The 18,755-nt window shown below is 63.3% G+C and carries 19 protein-coding genes; 11 read left to right on the top strand and 8 right to left on the bottom strand.

Features of this window, described 5'->3' with window-relative positions; translation table 11 throughout:
* Window positions 1-53 precede the first annotated feature (53 nt).
* The 3 genes from NKI88_RS07295 (at window position 54) to NKI88_RS07305 (ending at window position 2,915) form a co-directional block, all read left to right on the top strand.
* Complete coding sequence (locus NKI88_RS07295; RefSeq protein ID WP_023693986.1) at window positions 54-389, top strand: ArsR/SmtB family transcription factor; 336 nt, start codon at window positions 54-56, stop codon at window positions 387-389.
* 24 nt (window positions 390-413) lie between these two features.
* Window positions 414-2,294 (top strand): ABCB family ABC transporter ATP-binding protein/permease, encoded by a 1,881-nt coding sequence (locus NKI88_RS07300; RefSeq protein WP_352654404.1) that lies wholly within the window; start codon window positions 414-416, stop codon window positions 2,292-2,294.
* 285 nt (window positions 2,295-2,579) lie between these two features.
* Window positions 2,580-2,915, top strand: a complete 336-nt coding sequence (locus NKI88_RS07305; RefSeq protein WP_023685667.1) for an antibiotic biosynthesis monooxygenase — start codon at window positions 2,580-2,582, stop codon at window positions 2,913-2,915.
* Here the strand turns inward: NKI88_RS07305 and NKI88_RS07310 are convergent.
* Window positions 2,894-3,784 carry an SMP-30/gluconolactonase/LRE family protein gene (locus tag NKI88_RS07310; RefSeq protein ID WP_352654405.1) on the bottom strand — a complete coding sequence of 297 codons (891 nt, stop codon included), beginning with the start codon at window positions 3,782-3,784 and terminating at the stop codon, window positions 2,894-2,896. The two genes, NKI88_RS07305 and NKI88_RS07310, sit on opposite strands and share 22 nt — an antisense overlap.
* Window positions 3,785-4,007: 223 nt before the next feature.
* On the opposite strand from NKI88_RS07310, the gene NKI88_RS07315 reads away from it, so the two are divergent.
* On the top strand, window positions 4,008-5,267 hold the full coding sequence (locus tag NKI88_RS07315; protein WP_023705372.1) for a DMP19 family protein: 1,260 nt from the start codon (window positions 4,008-4,010) through the stop codon (window positions 5,265-5,267).
* Window positions 5,268-5,278: 11 nt separating this feature from the next.
* Here NKI88_RS07315 and NKI88_RS07320 read toward each other — a convergent pair whose 3' ends face one another.
* Window positions 5,279-5,968 (bottom strand): lysozyme inhibitor LprI family protein, encoded by a 690-nt coding sequence (locus NKI88_RS07320; protein ID WP_023705371.1) that lies wholly within the window; start codon window positions 5,966-5,968, stop codon window positions 5,279-5,281.
* 169 nt (window positions 5,969-6,137) lie between these two features.
* Here NKI88_RS07320 and NKI88_RS07325 point away from each other — a divergent pair, with 169 nt between their 5' ends.
* Together NKI88_RS07325 and pssA are read left to right on the top strand one after the other, a co-directional pair.
* On the top strand, window positions 6,138-6,920 hold the full coding sequence (locus tag NKI88_RS07325) for a phosphatidylserine decarboxylase (protein ID WP_280940324.1): 783 nt from the start codon (window positions 6,138-6,140) through the stop codon (window positions 6,918-6,920).
* Window positions 6,921-6,923: 3 nt separating this feature from the next.
* Window positions 6,924-7,739: a CDP-diacylglycerol--serine O-phosphatidyltransferase gene (pssA, locus tag NKI88_RS07330; RefSeq protein WP_023672701.1), complete on the top strand. Its 816-nt coding sequence runs from the start codon at window positions 6,924-6,926 to the stop codon at window positions 7,737-7,739.
* 160 nt (window positions 7,740-7,899) lie between these two features.
* On the opposite strand, the gene NKI88_RS07335 is transcribed toward pssA, so the two are convergent.
* On the bottom strand, window positions 7,900-10,122 hold the full coding sequence (locus tag NKI88_RS07335) for an AMP-binding protein (RefSeq protein ID WP_352654407.1): 2,223 nt from the start codon (window positions 10,120-10,122) through the stop codon (window positions 7,900-7,902).
* 199 nt (window positions 10,123-10,321) lie between these two features.
* Between NKI88_RS07335 and NKI88_RS07340 the strand changes: the two genes are divergently transcribed.
* Together NKI88_RS07340 and NKI88_RS07345 are read left to right on the top strand one after the other, a co-directional pair.
* Window positions 10,322-10,810: an Xre family toxin-antitoxin system antitoxin gene (locus tag NKI88_RS07340; protein WP_023705369.1), complete on the top strand. Its 489-nt coding sequence runs from the start codon at window positions 10,322-10,324 to the stop codon at window positions 10,808-10,810.
* On the top strand, window positions 10,807-11,313 hold the full coding sequence (locus NKI88_RS07345; protein WP_352654409.1) for an RES family NAD+ phosphorylase: 507 nt from the start codon (window positions 10,807-10,809) through the stop codon (window positions 11,311-11,313). Before NKI88_RS07340 ends, NKI88_RS07345 begins: the two co-directional genes overlap by 4 nt.
* A gap of 3 nt (window positions 11,314-11,316) precedes the next feature.
* Here the strand turns inward: NKI88_RS07345 and NKI88_RS07350 are convergent, their stop codons facing one another.
* The gene (locus NKI88_RS07350) at window positions 11,317-11,727 is read right to left on the bottom strand and encodes a tautomerase family protein (protein WP_023672705.1); all 411 of its coding nucleotides are present in this window, start codon (window positions 11,725-11,727) and stop codon (window positions 11,317-11,319) included.
* Between the two features lie 112 nt (window positions 11,728-11,839).
* On the opposite strand from NKI88_RS07350, the gene NKI88_RS07355 reads away from it, so the two are divergent.
* Window positions 11,840-12,703: a LysR substrate-binding domain-containing protein gene (locus NKI88_RS07355; protein WP_023693978.1), complete on the top strand. Its 864-nt coding sequence runs from the start codon at window positions 11,840-11,842 to the stop codon at window positions 12,701-12,703.
* 134 nt (window positions 12,704-12,837) lie between these two features.
* Here NKI88_RS07355 and NKI88_RS07360 read toward each other — a convergent pair whose 3' ends face one another.
* From NKI88_RS07360 to NKI88_RS07370, 3 genes are all read right to left on the bottom strand, one after another.
* Complete coding sequence (locus tag NKI88_RS07360) at window positions 12,838-13,746, bottom strand: DMT family transporter (protein ID WP_352654412.1); 909 nt, start codon at window positions 13,744-13,746, stop codon at window positions 12,838-12,840.
* A gap of 52 nt (window positions 13,747-13,798) precedes the next feature.
* On the bottom strand, window positions 13,799-14,686 hold the full coding sequence (locus NKI88_RS07365) for a DMT family transporter (protein WP_352654414.1): 888 nt from the start codon (window positions 14,684-14,686) through the stop codon (window positions 13,799-13,801).
* 149 nt (window positions 14,687-14,835) lie between these two features.
* The gene (locus NKI88_RS07370; RefSeq protein ID WP_352654416.1) at window positions 14,836-16,341 is read right to left on the bottom strand and encodes a S10 family peptidase; all 1,506 of its coding nucleotides are present in this window, start codon (window positions 16,339-16,341) and stop codon (window positions 14,836-14,838) included.
* A 289-nt stretch (window positions 16,342-16,630) separates the two neighbouring features.
* On the opposite strand from NKI88_RS07370, the gene NKI88_RS07375 reads away from it, so the two are divergent.
* Both NKI88_RS07375 and NKI88_RS07380 read left to right on the top strand, forming a co-directional pair.
* A complete protein-coding gene (locus NKI88_RS07375) occupies window positions 16,631-17,137 on the top strand; it encodes an OsmC family protein (RefSeq protein WP_352654418.1) in 507 nt (168 codons plus the stop codon).
* A 71-nt stretch (window positions 17,138-17,208) separates the two neighbouring features.
* Window positions 17,209-18,183: an IS5 family transposase gene (locus tag NKI88_RS07380; RefSeq protein WP_352654420.1), complete on the top strand. Its 975-nt coding sequence runs from the start codon at window positions 17,209-17,211 to the stop codon at window positions 18,181-18,183.
* Between the two features lie 282 nt (window positions 18,184-18,465).
* Here NKI88_RS07380 and NKI88_RS07385 read toward each other — a convergent pair whose 3' ends face one another.
* On the bottom strand, window positions 18,466-18,687 hold the full coding sequence (locus NKI88_RS07385) for a hypothetical protein (RefSeq protein ID WP_023689120.1): 222 nt from the start codon (window positions 18,685-18,687) through the stop codon (window positions 18,466-18,468).
* Window positions 18,688-18,755: the final 68 nt, after the last annotated feature.

Raw genomic sequence — 18,755 nt, forward strand, 5'->3', positions numbered from 1 at the left:
ACCCATCGGGTTAGCTTGCCACGCACCCGTTCATCGTCTATCGCCGATGAACGATGGCAGACTCGCTCACTGAACCAGACCACGCAAACTGCGCACCGCCCCAAAGCCGCGCCGTTGCCGCGAGCTTCGCCGCACTCTCGCACCCGGCGCGCATCGAGATCCTTAGACATCTCTCGGCCAGCAATTCCTGCTGCTGCCGCGAGGTGGTCGATCATCTCGATCTGGCGCAGTCCACCGTGTCCCAGCATCTGAAGATCCTGGTCGAAGCCGGGCTGGTCCGCTTCGAGCCCGACCGCCAGCGCTCGCGCTATCAACTCGACCGCGCCGCGCTCGCCGACGTTTCCGCATCGCTGACCGCACTCGTCAATTCCTGCTGCTCCGGCCGCTGATTTCTCACCCAAAAGGCAAGACAAGTGGCAGAAAAAACCGTTTCCGATAACTCGACCTTCAGCACCTTGCGCAATCTGTGGCCCTATATGTGGCCGGCCGACCGCGCCGATCTCAGGGCACGCGTCACCTGGGCAACGCTGCTTCTGGTCGTTGCCAAGCTGACACTGGTTGCCGGGCCGTACTTCTTCAAATGGGCGACCGATTCTCTGGCCGGTGACGCCAAATCGCCGCCGCCGCTGCCGTCCTTCCTGCTGGCGCCGGTGATGCTGGTCGTCGCCTACAATGTCGTGCGGCTGGTGCAACTCGGCTTCAACCAGCTGCGCGATGCGCTGTTTGCCCGTGTTGGCCAGTATGCGGTGCGCCAGCTTGCGTTCCGCACCTTCGTTCACATGCACCAGTTGTCGCTGCGCTTTCACCTCGAGCGCCGCACCGGCGGCCTGTCGCGCATCATCGAGCGCGGCACCAAGGGCATCGAGACGATCGTGCGCTTCATCATGCTGAACACGGCGCCGACCATCCTCGAATTCGCGCTGACCACCGGCATCTTCGCCTACACTTATGGCTGGAAATATGTGGTCGTGGTGGCGGCCACGGTGTGGCTCTACGTCTGGTTCACGGTGCGCGCCAGCGACTGGCGCATCTCGATCCGCCGCGACATGAACGACAGCGACACCGACGCCAACACCAAGGCGATAGACTCGCTGCTCAACTACGAGACCGTCAAATACTTCAACAACGAGGGTATGGAGGCTGAGCGCTTCGACCGTTCGATGGCGCGCTATGAAATGGCGGCGACCAGGATATGGACCTCGCTCGGCTGGCTGAATTTCGGCCAGGGCATCATCTTCGGTCTCGGCACCGTCATCGTCATGTGCATGTCGGCGCTGGAGGTGCAGGCCGGCACGCAGACGGTCGGCGATTTCGTCTTCATCAACGCCATGCTGATGCAGCTTTCGGTGCCGCTCAATTTCATCGGCTTCATCTACCGCGAAATCCGCCAGGGGCTGACCGACATCGAGCAGATGTTCGACCTGCTCGATGTGCCGCAGGAAATCACCGACAAGCCGGATGCCAAGCCGCTCACTGTTACAGCCGGCAAGGTCGAGTTCCGCGACGTGCACTTCGCCTACGACCCCAGCCGCAAGATTCTGAAGGGCGTCTCCTTCGAAGTTCCGGCCGGCAAGACGGTGGCCATCGTGGGCCCGTCCGGCGCCGGCAAGTCGACGATTTCGCGGCTCTTGTTCCGCTTCTACGACGTCCAGGGCGGTCAGGTGCTGATCGACGGCCAGGATGTCCGTGATGTGACGCAGGCGAGCCTGCGCGGCGCCATCGGCATGGTGCCGCAGGACACCGTGCTGTTCAACGACACCATCGCCTACAACATCCGTTACGGCCGCATCGGCGCCAGCGAGGAAGACATGCAGAAAGCCGCCGAGCTTGCCCAGATCGGCCCGTTCATCGAACGACTGCCCGAAGGCTACCGCTCGATGGTCGGCGAGCGCGGGCTAAAACTGTCGGGCGGCGAAAAGCAGCGCGTGGCGATTGCCCGCACGATTTTGAAGGCGCCGCCGATCCTGATGCTCGACGAGGCGACCTCGGCGCTGGACAGCCACACCGAACAGGAGATCCAGGCCGCCCTCGACCTGGTCAGCAAGGGCCGCACCACCATCGTCATTGCCCATCGCCTATCGACGGTGATCACGGCCGACGAGATCATCGTACTCAAGGACGGCGAGATCGCCGAACGCGGCACCCATGCCGAGCTGATGCGCCAACACGGCCTCTACGCCTCGATGTGGGACCGCCAGCGCGAAGCGACGGAAGCCGAGGAGAGGCTGCGCATTGCTAGGGAGAGCGATGAGCTGGGTGTGGTTGTGCGCAGAAGGACTTCGGAGGTGAGCTAGGCGGCGGAGCGCCGATCTCCCCCCTTGAGGGGGAGATGTCGCCGAAGGCGACAGAGGGGGTCGCCGCGCGTGGAGCGCTAACCTTCATCGGTCGCAAGGGGGGCGCATCCAGTCGAACCGACCCCCTCTGGCCTGCCGGCCATCTCCCCCTCAAGGGGGGAGATATGCAGCGTCGTCGCCATCATCACCACCGAAAATTTCCCCTTGACCTCAACCTAAGTTGAGATCGCAAACCCGTTCCTGAGCCACCGAACCCAAGTCGTTCAAGAACGGAGACAGATTCAAATGGATAAACTTGCCGAGGCAGCCGTGTTCAGGGTCGACAAATTCGTCGTTCCTGCCGAGGCCCGTGAAGAAATCCTTCGCAAGGTCAGGGCAACGCATGAACTGCTGCGCCTGCAGCAAGGCTTCGTCCAGGATTTCGTGCTCGAGCAATTTTCGGGTCCGGGTGAGTTCAACCTGGTCACCATTGTCGAATGGGAAAACCAGGCGGCCGTCGACAATGTCGTGCCGATCGTCAAGGCGGCCCACGAGCGGGCGGGCTTCAACCCGCAGGAGACCATTGCCCGGCTGGGTGTGAAGGCCGATATCGCCAACTATCAGCGTCTGCCTGAGATGTAGGAGGGCCAGCCCGTGCCAGGTGCTGGCGCCTCGACGCTCAGCACCTGGCCGGTGCGGGCATCGCTGATCATGTTCTCGAAACCACGCCATTCGGCGGCGACGATGAACAGTGTCGTGCCATCCGGCCCGCCCAGCATGCAGGCAAAGCAGCCGCGATCGGCATCGACTGTCTGCAACACCTCGCCACCTTCGCGCACCCGCACGCAGCGCTTGTTGGGAACATCCGCGTACCAGGCAGCCCCTTCGGCATCGAGGCAGATGCCGTCGGGAAAGCCATCGAGATCGGCCCAGACCCGGCGGTTGGAAAGCCCGCCATCCTCCGCGATATCGAAGGCGGTCAGCCGGTTGGCATGCGACTCCGCCACGATCAGTGTCCTGTTGTCCGGCGTCACCGCCATGCCGTTGGCGAAAGCGATGTTCTCGGCCACTTGTCGAACCGAGCCGTCCGGCGTGATCAGCACGATGGTGCCGGGCCCGAAATGCTCGCCCGGTGCAGGCGCCGACCCGCCGCCATTGACATAGATGTTGCCGCGCCCGTCGACGACGATCTCGTTCCACGGGCTCTTTGACAGTTCTCTCAAATCGGCATGGGTGGCGAGCGTCCCGTCCGCCTCCTGCCGCAGCAACAGCCCTTCGCGCCCCGAAATGACCAGCAGCCGCCCGTCCGGCAGCCAGTCGATCGAATAGGGTAGTATCGCAGGCACCGTGAGCATCACCTCGGTCTTGCCGCCCACACCCACCGCGATGATCTCTCCGGTTCCCCAGTTGCAGAGCCACAGGCGTCCGTCGTGCCAGCGGGGAGACTCTCCGAAAGCGAGGCCTTCTGTAATGACCTTGGCGTTCAGGGCGACTGATTTCGACGATGGCATCTCTGACCCTGGTTTGTCGACTCGCCGCAATTCGGCATTGTCGCGAAGCGCTTTCCTGCCAAGGACGTGTGAATCTGTGGCGCCCCGACATGACCGACAATTTTGGCAAACCATCGTGCGGATGCCTCTGGATCAGAGTGCCTTTAATCCTTGAGGGCAGCTGATATTGTCGCGTCGGAAATAACCCGTTCGCGCAAGTTTTGCGACCAAGAGAGTATTTTCGATGTTCGGTTTCTTTTCCCGCAAATCCAAGAAAACGCCCGAGAAGTCGGCATCAGATTCTGGAAAGCAGTTGGAATTCGGCCTGCCGTTGCCGGTCGTCGTACTGCGTTCGAACGTCGAGGATCCTGATGAAGAGCCGTTTTTTCTCGTCTTCGCTGTCATGCAATTCGTCACAGCGATGGTTTCCAAAGGACTCTATCGTTATCCCGAAATCGACACCAAGGCGATGCAGGTCCTTCATGCCGACTCGTACTCTTCGGAGGTAAAGAACGGCGGCCATAGTCAATTCATCCACAATGCCGGGCAGGAAATCGGCGCCATGATTGCCAACGCACGAGCTGGACTCACTGCTTGTGGCGCAAAGGGCCAGCTTGCGACTTTGGAAAAGATGTCCAGCTGGATTGCAGACCATCCCAACGAAGCCGCCCAGCAGACGGGCTTCGAGGGCGGGCGGGATGATTTTCTCGATACACTTGATCATGCGTTCTACGTTGCGGATGAGGCCGCGCCCATGGAAAACCTTTTGGCGCGCTGGATCGCGTCATGGCCTGATCTGCAAGTTGTCGATAGTGACGATTACGACGACGTCATACACCGGCTGGTGATGGCCAATCCGAAGCGCGAAGGCAGGCTTCTTCATAAGTCCGTTGGCAACTTGGCAGGCCAGATGATCTTCAGCTGGCGCGATGTCGGGGCCGGCCTTGCCTGCGCCAAGATCGCGCCGCCCGAGATCAAAATCGCGTTCGGCATGGCAAGGATGCTGAACATAGAAGGAGAGAAACAGCTGGTTTTTCAACTTCAGACCAGCGCGAAGAAGACCCGACTATGCAGTGCGACGGAGACACACGTCACGGTCTACGAGTACATCGCTCCAGAAGAGTTGCTTGTCATACCGCCAGGCGAGAGCCCGCTAGCGGCTAACGCCCCGAAAGTTGGCGCCAAGCTTGGCATTGCTGAAGAGACCGAGATCACAGCGGTCATTGAGCTGGCGGAACAATACCATGCTCCCGCCGCCGTCGACCTCCTGCTCCGCAAGGCAGGCTTCGACCCGACGGATGCCATCGTTTCTGCGAATTCGGTGGTGCAGAAGGAGGAAGGAGCAATCGTGAATTGGGTGGTGCTGGCATCAGGCCAAGTCTTCCTTTTCCAATCGTTGCGGAACGGCGGTGTGCTCTTGCGCGGCAAGGATGATGAAAGCCTCGCTGAGGCCGCTATGGCCGAGCTCAATGCCCACTTTGATTGCTCCGCTGCGGCGGGTTAGCGACAGCAAGCCTACTTTTTCTCCGTCAGGAAGAACGTGCCATCGGCATGGCCGTTGGCACCGCATGACAGGGGCTCCGATTTGCCATCCTTGCCGGCGCCGCTCTGCTCGACGACAAGCGCATCGCCGTCGCGGCGAAAGGTGAAGACGAATCCAGTCGGTTTGTCGTTGTCGTCGGTGTCCTCAAGTCGAAGCGTATTGCGCTCCTCGACCGTGCCGTCGATCTCGCATGACCCACTTCCCGAGACTGGATTGGAAACGACATCTTCCGAGATTTCGACCTTGCCTCCGCCAACAGCCTTGATGTCGACGCTGCCGCGCACGCTGCTCCATGTGCCGATCAAACCTGCATCGGGGGGCTTGCGTATGCCGGACAGGAAGGTTGCGCGGTCGCGCAGGAATTCGCCGAGATCGAAAGTCTGTTGGTTCTTGGGCGAACTTTCGTTGAAGCCGGCGATCTGGTCGCGATACGCGATGAAATCGCTTTGGTCGTCCCGCAGCGCCTTGCCGGCATGAGCATCGAGCCTCTTCAGCAGCGCGGTATAATTCTTCGCGACGTCGGCATCGGCTTGCGCCAGGACCGGATCGGCGCAAATGGCCTTTTCCGCCACGCTGGCGGCCTTGGCGCAGTCGAAGGATGGCTTGCCTTGCGCAACTGCGTGGTCGCTCGCTGCCACAAGTACGGTCAAAACGGCACCCACGGCTGACGATCGTATGGCAACAAGATACGTTTTGCCTGAATTTGGCGCCATGGCAGTCGGCCTTTTCGCCGCGCGTTCAGCCGGCGTTGGCCCGAATTCTGGCGGCAAAGCAGCCGGCAGGCAAGCACGTGACCGTTCCTGCCGGCTGCGGACGATGCGGCCTTGCCCAATGTTGCGTTGCGGCCGCGGAGCCTTTCCGGTATTGAGGCCGGACCTGAAACAGGGACCGCCCCCAGCCCATGAGCTCCAGCCAATGAGCCTCGTCGACTCGATCAAGAATGCCTTCGTTCCGATCCATCGCGAGGGCTATCCGTTCATTGCCGCCTTTGGTGCGGGCACGCTGTTCCTCGGCTATTTCTCCTCGGTGCTGTTCTGGATCGGCCTGATCCTGACCGCCTGGTGCGTCTATTTCTTCCGTGACCCCGAGCGTGTCACCCCGGTCGATGACAGGCTGGTGGTCAGTCCCGCCGACGGCGTCATCTCGGCGGTCGGCCCGGCCGTGCCACCGCGCGAGCTCGGCCTCGGCAACACCGAAATGACCCGCATCTCGGTGTTCATGAATGTCTTCTCCTGCCATGTGAACCGTGCTCCCGTGCGCGGCCGCATCACCAAAATCGAGCATCGGCCGGGCAAGTTCCTGAATGCCGAACTCGACAAGGCAAGCTCGGAGAACGAGCGCAACGGGCTGGTCATCGACAGTCCCAACGGCATCGTTGTCGCCGTGCAGATCGCCGGCCTGGTGGCACGCCGCATCGTCTGCTGGGCCGAGACCGGCGGTTCGATCGCCATCGGCGAACGCTTCGGCTTGATCCGCTTCGGCTCGCGCGTCGATGTCTTCCTGCCTTCGACCGCGGTGCCGCGCGTCGCCGTCGGCCAGACGGCGGTCGGAGGTGAAACCGTGCTCGCCGAATTCGGCGGCGTCTCCGCAACCCCGCTCGTCAGGATTTCGTAAGCGGTGGGCGCGCCGTTCAAAAAGTTCGAGGCCCATGGCAGCGGCGGCCCGCGCATCCGCGAGATTCCGATGCGCATGGTGCTGCCCAATCTGGTCACCGTACTTGCCATCTGCGCCGGCCTGTCCGGCATCCGCTTCGGCTTCGAGGGCCGTTTCGAGCCGGCCGTGGTGATGGTGCTGCTCGCCGCCTTCCTGGACGGCATAGACGGGCGCCTGGCGCGCATGTTGAAGGCGACATCCAAATTCGGCGCGCAGATGGATTCGCTGGCCGACATCGTCAATTTCGGCGTCGCGCCGGCACTGGTGCTCTACGCCTTCCTGCTCGACCGCGCCGGCTCCTTCGGCTGGATCGCAGCCCTTCTGTTCACCATCGCCTGTGGCCTGCGGCTGGCGCGCTTCAACGTGCTCGACGAAGACCATGACCGGCCGATCTGGCAGAGCGAATACTTCGTCGGCGTGCCGGCGCCGGCCGGCGCCGTGCTGGTTATGCTGCCGCTCTATCTGTCCTTCCTGCGGCTCGGTCTCGAGCCGGACCGCCTGACGGCATTCGTCGCCACCGGCTTCACTGTGCTGGTCGCTTTCCTGCTGGTCAGCCGGCTGCCGGTCTATTCCGGCAAAAGCCTGAAAGTGCCGGGCGACAAGGTGCTGCCGATCATCCTGGCGGTCGTTCTATACGTCCTGCTGTTGATGACCTATCCCTGGTACACGCTGACCGCCTCTGTCGCAGGCTATCTCATCTTCCTGCCTTTCAGCGTGCGGGCGTATTCGAAGCGCGCCAAGCGCGAGGGCGAAAAAGTGCCGCCTTCGGATATTGGGTAGTTGTTATCTCCCCCCTTGAGGGGGAGATGTCGCCGAAGGCGACAGAGGGGGTCGGTACGCCCCGGACGCGACCTCGTTTGAGCGAAGAGGACGTCGGCGCTTCACGCGAGGCGACCCCCTCTGGCCTGCCGGCCATCTCCCCCTCAAGGAGGGAGATACGCTAAGCCGCCAGGCCCAGCCCCAGCTTCTCGATCGCCAGGTTCCGCGTCGAGACATAATCCGTCTTACCGGAACCCAGCACCGGGATCTCCTCGACCTTGACGATGTCGTTGGGCACCATCAGTTCGGCCGCACCTGCCTTCTTGCCGAAGGCGCGCAGTTCTTCCGGATCGGCGTCGTCGGCGGTGGTGACCAGCACGATGCGCTCGCCGCGCCTCTTGTCCGGCACCGCCACCGCGGCGTGGCGCTCTTCCGGCCACAGCGACTGCACCAGCATCTCGACGGCGCCCAACGACACCATCTCGCCAGCGATCTTGGCGAAGCGTTTTGCCCGGCCGCGAATGGTGATGAAGCCTTCGCGGTCGACCGAGACGATGTCGCCGGTGTCGTGCCAGCCGTCCAGCGGCTGCAATTCGCCGGGCCGGTCAGCGGTCATGTAGCCCATCATCAAATTCGGCCCGTCGAGCCACAGGCGGCCGGCACCCTCGATACCCTCGACCGGTTCGAGCTTCATGCGCATCGCCGGCAACAGCCGTCCGACCGTGCCGTCGCGACCATGGATGGCGGTGTTGACGGCGACGACGGGAGCGGCCTCCGTCAGCCCGAACCCCTCGATGATCGAGGCATCGAAGCGCTCGCGATAAACGCGCCGCGTCTCCGGCTTCACCGCTTCCGCGCCGGCGACGACGAAGCGCAGGCTGGAGAAATCGCCATCCTTGGCGGTGCGGGCATAGTTGGCAAGGAAAGTGTCGGTGCCGAACATGATGGTCGGCTTCACCTTGCGGGCGATCTCCGGGATGATCTTGTAGTGCAGCGGTGACGGGTAGAGGAACAGTTTCACCCCGGTCACCAGCGGCAGGATGGTACCGCCGGTCAGGCCGAAAGAGTGAAAAACCGGCAGCACGTTGAGCAGGATGTCGGACGGCGAAATGGTAATGCGCGCCTCGGCCTGCATGGCGTTGGCGTGGAGATTGCGGTGCGACAGCACCACGGCCTTGGGCGTGCCTTCCGAGCCTGAGGTGAACAGGATTGCGGCGGGCTTGGCCGCATCCTGCCGCTGCAGCGGGAACCGCCACAGCACCGCTGCTGCGAGCTTTTCCAGCGTCGTGACGCTTGCGCGCACATCCTCCAGCCACAGCATTTTGGCGCCGCCGGCCTCGACCGCGGCGATGATGTCGGCAAGCGCCGCCTTCTCGACGAACGCGCGCGAGGAAACCACCGTTCGGATGACTGCCGCGCGCACCGCGGCGGTTACGCTGGCCGGCCCTGCCGTGTAGTTGGTCATCGCCGCTACCCGGCCGGCCGAGAGCAGGCCGACGAAGGACAGCACCACGCCATTGGCGTTGGGCAGCAAAACCCCGACCGCTTCGCCGGGCGCTGCCACCGCCTCGAAACGGCGGCCGAGCACGCGCGCGCCGATGAACATTTTTCGATAGCTGAGCGAGCCGCTGATCACATCCTCGATGATCGGATGCGAGGCGCCGGTGCGATCCGCGGCATCGCGCATGGCCAGGAACAGGCCGCGATCGAGGTTGCTGCCATAAAGCCGCGCCTCGGCGATGCGGTCGAACAACGCATTGGTGTTGGAAGCCTGGTCGGGGTTGCGCGCCACCAGTTCGGCAATCGTCATTGGCTCCAGTACGCTGATCGAGAGTTTTGGGAACCAGTGGCGCGGCGCCCGGTTCTTTGGCGTCAAGGAAACCGGCAGGTCGCGCGAGCCGGTGACGAAGATCGGCACGATGCGGGCGTCGGCCTGCATGGCGATGCGGGTGACGGCGCGGAACAGGCGAAACGTCTTCACATCGGGCTCGACGTCATCGGGCAGATAGACGGCAAGCCGGCCTTTACCCTTCAGCACCCTGACCAGCCGCCGGCTGACGAAGAGATGCTCGGCGTTGAAGGCGATGGTGCGGCCAAGCTCGCGCCAAGGCTCCATCCAGGGCGAGCGCGCCGAGGCCTCGTCGAGAATGTGCAGCGTGTCGTCGGGCAGCAGCGACAGCATCAGCGCCGGCTCGAAGCGTGACTGGTGCGAGACCACATAGATCACCGGCGTCGGCGCGTTGCGGGCAATGCGGATGCGCCGGTCATCGATCCGGTAGGCGAGCTTGAACGGCACATAGAGCAGCGCCTGGGTAAAGCGCAGGTCGAGACGAAACGTCTCGATAGCGCCAATCAGCAGCCAGGCCAGCACGAGGCCTGCAAGCAGCGCCAGTGTCAGGATCATGCCGCGTCTCTCCCAACGGTCCGGTATGCGGCTCTTCGTCCGCTTCGAGAGCAGAGGGTAGCGCAATGGGGAGCAAGGTCAATGCGCGGGTGCGAGGGAGCGGTGTTCCACCTGACCTCGCCAGGCAATGACCCAAACGCAGGCCTTGAAATGTTGCGACACGTGTCGTAAATAAAGCGACACGTGACGGAGAGGTAATATGGCCAGTTCCCCGCTGGGTTTTGCCGAGGCACCACATATGGAGCCGGAGTTCGAACGAATGGTCGACCTGTTTGGTGGACGGAAGGTTCTTGGATTCTCGGTAGCCAGTCCTCTTGAGGCACATGAAATGATCCTGCATGGAATTCCGGGCCAGGCGCTCGAAAGCCTCGTCAGGCATCTGATGGTCATTGATCCCGCCGATGCGTTTGAGACCGCATTCGGCATGAGCGAGCGGACATTTCAGCGGCACAAATCGGATCACTCCAAGACCCTCAGTCGGGAGCAAGGTTCCAGAACCTGGAACTTCGCCAAGCTCCTGACAAAGGCCACGTCCGTGCTCGGGACTCAGGAAGACGCGGAAAAATGGATGATCGAGTCTGTCATGGGTTTGGACAATCGCCGGCCGATCGATCTGCTGGCCACGGCGGCGGGCACTGCGCTTGTGCAGGAGTTTCTTGAGCGGCTCGACTATGGTGTCTACGCGTGACGCCTTTGCCGGGCTCCCTCGGAACAGGGCAGCTGTTGGGCTGGAGGCTTGATCACAGACGCTTCAAGGCGAGCTGGGACAGTGGCGAAGGAGCCTTCAAGCTTGGGGGAAGGTGGAACAGCAAAGGGATCAGAGCCGTATATGCGTCCATCGACCCATCGACCGCCATCTTGGAGGTGGCGGTCCACAAGGGGTTTCGCCCGCTGGATACTGTCCCTCACGTGCTGACGGCATTCGACATCGTCGATCCATCAGAGATTTATGTGGTCCAAACCGACGATATTCCGAACGCGAACTGGCTGCGTCCCGGCATCCCGGGCGCGGGACAGCAGCAGTTCGGCGATGGTCTGCTGGCAAAGCATCCGTTCTTTCTGATCCCCAGCGCGGTATCCCAGCACAGCTGGAACCTGGTGTTCGATCCCAACCGGGCGGCAGGCCTTTATAGCTTGCATCTCCGGGAGGATTTCGTGCTTGATACAAGGCTTCATCCTCCCGCTGGGTAGCAATCAGGCCGTGGCCTTCAGCCGCCCACTGATGAACCGGAACTCCTGCGACTTGCCGCCATAACCGTAAGCAGCGGCCGGGACTTCATGCACGAAGGCATAGCTTTCCTCGTGCACACCACCCAGCAACTTACCAAAGGCCTCAAAGATCGCCTTCAGATAAGCCTCCAGTTCCAGCTTGGTGTTGGTGCCGTCGACCACCTTGATGTCGAGCCAGAAGGTGTTGGCGCCATGCTCCGCCAGCGATTTGCCGCCGGCGAACCAATGCTGCGGGTCGACATAGGTGACGGCGACGGCGGTAATCGTCGGGTCCTTGCGCAGATGGGTTGCCGTCAGCTCGGTGATTTCCTTGGCGATTGTGGCGGACAGCTTGGCGTCGGGCTTGCCGGTGACGCTGATGTTGATGATGGGCATTTTTCTCTCCTTCGTTTGAGCGGCGTCTGTTTGCCGTTGGAGAGACAATGCCATCATCTTTGAATCAAAAAAATCGAATTGTTTCGAACAAAAGGTTCTGTATTATCGAAGCATGCAAGCTCTCGATCCCGATCTGCTCAAAACCTTCCTTGCCTTTGTCGATGGCGGCTCGCTGGCTCAGGCTGCGTCTGCTGTCGGCCGCTCGCCCTCGGCGGTGACCGCGCAGATGCAGCGTCTGGAGGAGATCGTCGGCGAACCGCTGCTGGTGGCGCAGGGGCGCGGGCGCGGGCTGACGCCGGCCGGCGAGGATCTTGTCGGTCATGCCCGCCGCATTCTTGCCGTGCACAGCGAGGCCTGGCTGGCGCTCAAGGGCGCGCGTGCCGCTGGTCGCGTCGCCATCGGCACGACACAGGATTTCGCCGATAGCGGCCTGCCGGAGCTGCTGCGCGCCTTCGCGACCAGCCATCCGCGCGTCAGGGTCGAACTCCGCGTTGGCCGTTCGGCCGAGCTTGGCGAGGCGCTGCAGGCCGGGCAGCTCGATCTGGCCGTTGTCATGCGCAAGACGCCGGCCAATGACGAAGTCGGGCTGTTCAGTGAGCCGATGCTGTGGCTGTGCTCGCAAAAAGGGCTTGCCGTGCGGGAAGAGGAATTGCCGCTGGCGCTGCTCGACCCCTATTGCGGCTTTCGCGAAGCAGCACTCGCGGCCCTCGATGCTGCCGGCCGCCGCTACCGCATCGCCGCCGGCAGCGCCAGCCTTGCCGGCTTGCGTACGGCGGTCAATGCCGGCATCGCGCTGACCTTGCGCACCGCCCGCTTTGCCCATTCAGGCATTGCCGAAGCACCGCGCGAATTCGCCCTGCCGCCGGTGCCGACAGCGCAATTCGCGATAAAACTCGGCCAGGGCGCTGAGCGGCCGGCGCGCGATCTTGCCATCCTGCTCAGCGACAACCTCGCCTTGCCCGGCTTTGCCGGCTGATGTCCAAAGAAAAAGCCGACCTTTACGGTCGGCTTTGAGGAGGACGGGTCGAGGGGTTTGGGGGGACTTGGGGGGTGACCCGTCGCACATAAAACTGCCTGATCCGCATGATGGTTCCATGACTTGGAAAATAATTATTGGGTTGCCGCACTTTTTCTCGCAGCCAGCCAGTCGCGCCCCGCATGGGCGAAAACCGCGCAGAGTACTATGGCGCCGCCGATCAGGCTGGCGGCCGGCGCGATCTCGCCGAGGAACAGGAAGGCGAACAGGATCGCAAACGGCACTTCGGCGGCACCGAGAAGGCCGGACTCAGGCGCCGGGATCAGCCGCGAGCCTTCTGTCCACAGGATCGACGCCGCTGCGAACGATCCTCCGAAGGCGACGAGCAGCACGGCGTCGCGAGCAGAAATCGCCAGGGGGTCGGTGACGAACCAGCCGAGCACGAACAGCAGAAGCGCCGAGACTGCGCCCGCCCACACCACCGGCGTGTCGCGGAAGGCGCGCACCATGATCATGTAGAGCGCACTGCCGGCGGTCATCAGCAGCGCGAGCCCATCGCCAAACAGATGACCGCTGCCGAAGCCGGAGCCGACCATGATCACTACGCCGCACAGCGAAACGGCGGCGGCGGCAAGCGTCTGCGCCCGGAACGGCTCGCGCACCAGCACGAAGGCGAGCAGCGCGGTGATGAAAGGCGCGGTGGCGTAGATGACCGCGACATTGGCGACATAGGTGAATTTGAACGCCGAGATGAAGGCGATGCTGGCCGCGGCGCCCTCGAGGGCCAGCAGCCAGCCGCGCCAGCCAAGCCGCAAGCTTTCCCGCCCGCCGGAGCGGCGCCGGCGCCACAGCACATAGAAGGTGATCAGGATCGCGCCGACAAAGCCGCGCCAGCAAGTGATGGTCAGCGGGTCGGCGTGGATCGATTTGGTCAGCACGCCGGTGAGGGCGAAGAAAGCCGCCGAAGCCGCCACCAGCATGATGCCGAGCGTACGCTCGGCAGCGGTATCTGTGGTGCCTGGGCCGTCGAACGCTTCCGTCATCTCAGCAGCCTATCCGTCTTCTCCTGCCACCATGCTGTCAGCACGGGGGTACTCATAGCCGCTTGCGGAAATGCTCGTTGCCGATGATCAGCAGGCCGGCGCCGACGATCAACGCCGCCCCCAGAAACACCTCGCGACGCGGCACGTCGCCCCAGATCGCAAAGCCGAGCCCGAAGGCCCAGACCAATGAGGTGTATTCGAACGGCGCCACGATCGACACCGGCGCCCGCTTCATGCCTTCGAACAGCATAAATTGCGCCACGCCGCCGAGCGCGCCGACGCTGATCAAAAGCAGCAACTGGCGCCAGTCCGGCATCTGCCAGACCAACAGCGCCGGCACCGCGGAAAACACCAGGAAGTAGAAATTGTTGAGCACAAGCTGGATCAGCGTGCGCTCGGCCAGCGCCGTCTTGCGCAACAGCACCACGGCAATGCCCCACAGCACTGCCGCAGCCAGTACCAAGAGCATCGGCACGGACAAGCCGAGACGAGTGGGATCACAGGCGATGAAGACGCCGACGAAGCCGATGAACACCGCCAGCCAGCGCAACAGCGGCACCTTTTCGCCAAGCATCACCACCGACAGCACGGTGACGATGATCGGGGCGGCGTAATAGACGGTGGTGAGTTCGGCCAGCTGCAGGGAGCGGGCCGCGTTGTAGTAGCAGAGCCAGGCGCCGAGCGTGAAGGCGCTGCGCACCAGCATCGGCCGCACGATGGGCGAGCGCATTGTGTCGGCAAAGATGGGCGGTCCGCCGATTGCAGCACAGCCGATAAGCACAGCGATCGAGCGGAAGAACATGATCTGCCAGACGCTGATGCCGACGACCAGAAGCTTGATCGCGGCGTCCTGCGTCGAAAACAGGAAATAGGCGCAGCCGGTGAACAGGATGCCGGCAAGCACCCTTTCGCGGGTTTCCAGAATGGCAATATCGGCCATGCGGCGTGTCCGGCGCTGTCAAGAGGACGAAGAAGAAGCCTGCGCCAATCAGGCTCCCATTGCAGGCTATACGGGCGAAAGCCTGCGGGGCGCTACGCCAGTGGCAAGCTTGCGTTGGCGCAGCCTGGCCGACAGCGTGGGCACGCCGTTCACTGTGTTGCCTGGTAGAGCTGTGAAGCGGCCTCCTTCAGGGCGCGTCGGCCGCCCGGCCTGAGATACATCATGTGGCCGCCCTCGATGACGTCGAGACGGATAGGTTTTGCCCCGCCGAGCGTCGGGATTTGGCTCACCAGATAGCGTGAGGCCAGATAGGGAGTGACCAGATCGGTGTCGCCGTTGACGATCACCACGCCGAGCCCCGGGTTGAGCGAGCGCGCCCGCTGCAGATCGTCCATCACCCCGGCATAGCCTTGCCGCGAGCCGCCATAGTCCCAGGCGTGGGTCACATCGCCATTGAGCAACCTGTAGCTGACATCGGTGCGAAAATTCAGCTCGTCGCGCGCATAACCGACAAAGGCCGAGGTCAGCGCCGGCACGCTGCGGTCGAGCACCGGATCCGGGCCGGCGCTGCGGGCGCTCTCCGGGGCGATGTCGCTGGTGGCGATGGTGCCGTCATACGGGCTGAGCACTTTGCCACTGGCGCGCTGGAATTCGCGCGCGAACAGGGCGGTCGGGATGCGGGCGAAATTGCGTTGCACGAGGTCGAGCGGCAGGCCGGTGATATCGGCCACGCGCTGGCTGGCCAGCCGCCCGCCCTGTTCCAGCCCGCCGGTCAGAGCCGTGAGGTAGTCGCCCAGCGCATACTTTTCGACCTCGGCGAGCTTTTCGCGCAGTGCTTCGCCGCTGAGGCCTTCGCTGCGCAGGCGCACCGCCGCCAGCGAGGGCAGTTCCAGCGCCCAATGCAGCGGCTGGAATTCGTCGGGCAGCACCAGCGTGAACTCCAGTGCAGGCGAGATCAGCACGATGCCGTTGGGGCTCAGGCCGACATCTTCCTGCAGGGTCCTGGCGAGAAGTGCCGCGCGGAACCCGCCATAGCTTTCGCCGGCAAGGAAGAGCGGCGATCCGGTGCGGCCGTTCTGGGCGAGATAGAGCCGGATGAAAGCGCCGATCGAACTGGCGTCCTGGCTGACGCCCCAAAAATCTTTCGTGTCCTGGCCGGGGGCCTCGCGGCTGTAGCCGGTGCCGACCGGATCGACGAAGACGAGGTCGGTCATGTCGAGCCAGCTGTCGGGATTGTCGATCAGCTTTTGCGGCGGCGGCAGGAATTGGCCATCGGCGCCGGTCGCGACGACACGCGGGCCGAGTGCGCCGAGATGCAGATAGGCGGATGCCGCGCCCGGGCCGCCATTGAAGACGAAGGTGATGGGGCGAGCCTTCTCCGCGCCCGCCAGTGGCGGCAGCGTATAGGCGACATAGAAGATTTCCGCGGTGACCTCGCCCTTGCCGGATAGCAGTGACAGCGTGCCGGCCTTAGCCTGATAGTCCAGCTTGCGCCCGGCAATGGTGATTGAATGGCTGGTCGTCTGCGGTGCCGGCAGCAGCGACAGCACGCCGCCTGCCGGTGCGGGGCGCTCGGGCGTTTCGGCGACGACTGGCTGCGCGAAGGCTGCAAGCACCAACAGGGTAAGCGAGATCAGTTTCAGCTTGAACGGCATGATGCCTCCGCGGGAATGACTCTGCTTAGGTATGGCTCGGGCGGTCGAAGTCAAAGTAACTCTTCGCGAGCTAGCGTTCCTTCACGCCCCCTCTGTCCTGCCGGACATCCCCCACAGGGATGGAGATTGGATGTCGCGACCGCCTTCGCTAATCGCCGGCGTAGAAAGCGCCATCGGCGAAGCTGCAGATCTCCCCCCTGTGGGGAGGTGGCCGGCAGGCAGAGGGGGGCGCTGTCTCGCCGGCATATCAGTGCTATCAAAGCGCGACGGACTCGAAAAGGAATGCAACATGGACGCCACCGCACTCAAGGCCATGCAGGCACCGATCAAGGAGGCTTATCGCGACGATTCCTCGCGAGCGCTGATCACGCTTCGCGCCAAAGGCTCCATCGACGACCAGTCGATTGCCTGCAAGGTCGAGACGGGCAGGGCGCTGGCGGGGGCCGGCCTGCATCCGGCGACCGGCGGTTCCGGGCTCGAATTGTGTTCGGGCGATATGCTTTTGGAGGCGCTGGTGGCGTGCGCCGGCGTTACGCTGAAGGCAGTGGCGACGGCGCTGGAATTCAGGCTTGGCGCAGCCACCGTCGAGGCCGAAGGCGATCTCGACTTTCGTGGCACGCTGGGCGTGGCCAAGGACGCCCCCGTGGGCTTTCGCGCCATCCGGCTGAATTTCAACCTCGACACGGATGAGCCGCAGGACCGCATCGATTCGCTCATCAAGCTGACTGAACGCTATTGCGTGGTCTTCCAGACCATCAACAGCAAGCCGGAGCTGACGGTGAAGGCGCGCGCCTGATCTCCCCCCTTGAGGGACTGTTGCAAAATTGGGTGGATGTGATTCCCTGTTTTTGAAACGGGGATTTTGCGATGACGACAAAGCCGAGCGGTCAGTTCAGTTTTGTAGAGGCTCTGCTGCCGCAGGGTCTTGGTCGGAGCGGACGACTGGACCGGCTGTCGTCGCTGGTGAAGTGGTATCGCTTCGAGAAGATCCTGGCGCGGCTGCGCTCGCCAACTGGGCCGGGGCGGCCTGCGTACAATTCGCTGGTGATGTTCAAGGCGCTTCTGCTGCAATCCTTGTATGGGCTGTCGGACAACGAACTGGAGGAGGCGCTCGCCGATCGGCTGTCGTTCCGCCGCTTCGTTGGACTGACGCTCGAGGAGACGGTGCCCGACCACACCACGCTCAACCGCTTTCGCAATCTTCTCGTGGAGGCCGGGCTTCTGGAGAAGCTGTTTGGCGAACTGGACCATCAACTGGACAAGGCCGGGCTGATCCTGCGGCGGGGCACGATGCTCGATGCCACGGTGATCGAGACGGCGGCGGCACGGCCGCCCAGTGGGGCCGCGCACGAAGCGGGCGATGCCGGCGATCCCGATGCCGGCTTTACACGCCGGCAGGGCAAGCCTGGCTCCTCCTACGGCTACAAGGCCCATGTCGGCGTCGACCAGGGTTCTGGCCTGATCCGCCGGGTGAGGACGACAGCAGCCAACGTCAACGACACGGTCGAGGCGGGTCATCTGATCTGTGGCGACGAAGGCGCGGTGCTGGCGGATGCGGCCTATCACACCAAGGCGCGCGAGCTGTCGCTGAGGCAGCGCGGGATCAAGCCGCGGCTGATGCGGCGGGCCAACAAGCATCATCCGCGCCTGCCGACGCGCCTGAAGCAGTTCAACCAACTGATCGCCCGGCAACGTTTTGCCGTCGAGACGACCTTCGCCACCTTGAAGAACCGCATGCGACTTTGCGCCATCCGCTATCGCGGTCTGGCCAAGGCGGCAGGACAGGTTCTCATCGCCGCCATGGCCTTCAACATGCGTCGCTGGGTGACGCTGGCGACCTGATCTAGGGTCGCACTGCGCCCGAAATCCGCCGAATACGCCAACTCCTACCCCATCTGGCCACAAACCAGCGCCGGAAACCACCTCGCATTGCCCTTGCCGTCTCTCTCCACGCCCAAAGCCTATAACGCAACGGGCCCCTTGAGGGGGAGATGTCGCCGAAGGCGACAGAGGGGGTCGGGCCGACTGGACGCGACGCCCTTTGTGCGGAAGGAGGTTGGCACTCTACGCGAGGCGACCCCCTCTGGCCTGCCGGCCATCTCCCCCTCGAGGGGGGAGACTACGCTACTGCGCCGCCGGCTCTTCCGCATCACCCTCATCGGTGAAAGGCGAGGCGCTCGGCACGCAGTTGACCGCCCAGCCGGCCGGCGTCGGCTGCTTCTGATATTCGGTAATCGCGTTTGTGCACTGTTCGCGGGTGTCGAAGGTGCTGGGCAGCACCACCATGCCGCCTTGCGGGCCGGCGATCACCAGGTACCAGACCAATGCTACGCTGGGAGCAGCCATGGGAATTCCTCGCTTTGCTGGGTGTCGGAGTCGGGTCGACCCTAGCAACTCCCGGCTGATGGCGAAAG

The sequence above is a fragment of the Mesorhizobium sp. M0317 genome (assembly GCF_040321555.1).
Classification (GTDB): domain Bacteria; phylum Pseudomonadota; class Alphaproteobacteria; order Rhizobiales; family Rhizobiaceae; genus Mesorhizobium.

Bases quoted from the DNA above. Each gene is read 5' to 3' on its own strand.
- NKI88_RS07295 (WP_023693986.1), top strand. From the start codon at position 54: ATGGCAGACTCGCTCACTGAACCAGACCACGCAAACTGCGCACCGCCC.
- NKI88_RS07305 (WP_023685667.1), top strand. From the start codon at position 2,580: ATGGATAAACTTGCCGAGGCAGCCGTGTTCAGGGTCGACAAATTCGTC.
- NKI88_RS07310 (WP_352654405.1), bottom strand. From the start codon at position 3,784: ATGCCATCGTCGAAATCAGTCGCCCTGAACGCCAAGGTCATTACAGAA.
- NKI88_RS07315 (WP_023705372.1), top strand. From the start codon at position 4,008: ATGTTCGGTTTCTTTTCCCGCAAATCCAAGAAAACGCCCGAGAAGTCG.
- NKI88_RS07325 (WP_280940324.1), top strand. From the start codon at position 6,138: ATGTTGCGTTGCGGCCGCGGAGCCTTTCCGGTATTGAGGCCGGACCTG.
- NKI88_RS07335 (WP_352654407.1), bottom strand. From the start codon at position 10,122: ATGATCCTGACACTGGCGCTGCTTGCAGGCCTCGTGCTGGCCTGGCTG.
- NKI88_RS07340 (WP_023705369.1), top strand. From the start codon at position 10,322: ATGGCCAGTTCCCCGCTGGGTTTTGCCGAGGCACCACATATGGAGCCG.
- NKI88_RS07350 (WP_023672705.1), bottom strand. From the start codon at position 11,727: ATGCCCATCATCAACATCAGCGTCACCGGCAAGCCCGACGCCAAGCTG.
- NKI88_RS07355 (WP_023693978.1), top strand. From the start codon at position 11,840: ATGCAAGCTCTCGATCCCGATCTGCTCAAAACCTTCCTTGCCTTTGTC.
- NKI88_RS07360 (WP_352654412.1), bottom strand. From the start codon at position 13,746: ATGACGGAAGCGTTCGACGGCCCAGGCACCACAGATACCGCTGCCGAG.
- NKI88_RS07365 (WP_352654414.1), bottom strand. From the start codon at position 14,686: ATGGCCGATATTGCCATTCTGGAAACCCGCGAAAGGGTGCTTGCCGGC.
- NKI88_RS07370 (WP_352654416.1), bottom strand. From the start codon at position 16,341: ATGCCGTTCAAGCTGAAACTGATCTCGCTTACCCTGTTGGTGCTTGCA.
- NKI88_RS07375 (WP_352654418.1), top strand. From the start codon at position 16,631: ATGGACGCCACCGCACTCAAGGCCATGCAGGCACCGATCAAGGAGGCT.
- NKI88_RS07380 (WP_352654420.1), top strand. From the start codon at position 17,209: ATGACGACAAAGCCGAGCGGTCAGTTCAGTTTTGTAGAGGCTCTGCTG.
- NKI88_RS07385 (WP_023689120.1), bottom strand. From the start codon at position 18,687: ATGGCTGCTCCCAGCGTAGCATTGGTCTGGTACCTGGTGATCGCCGGC.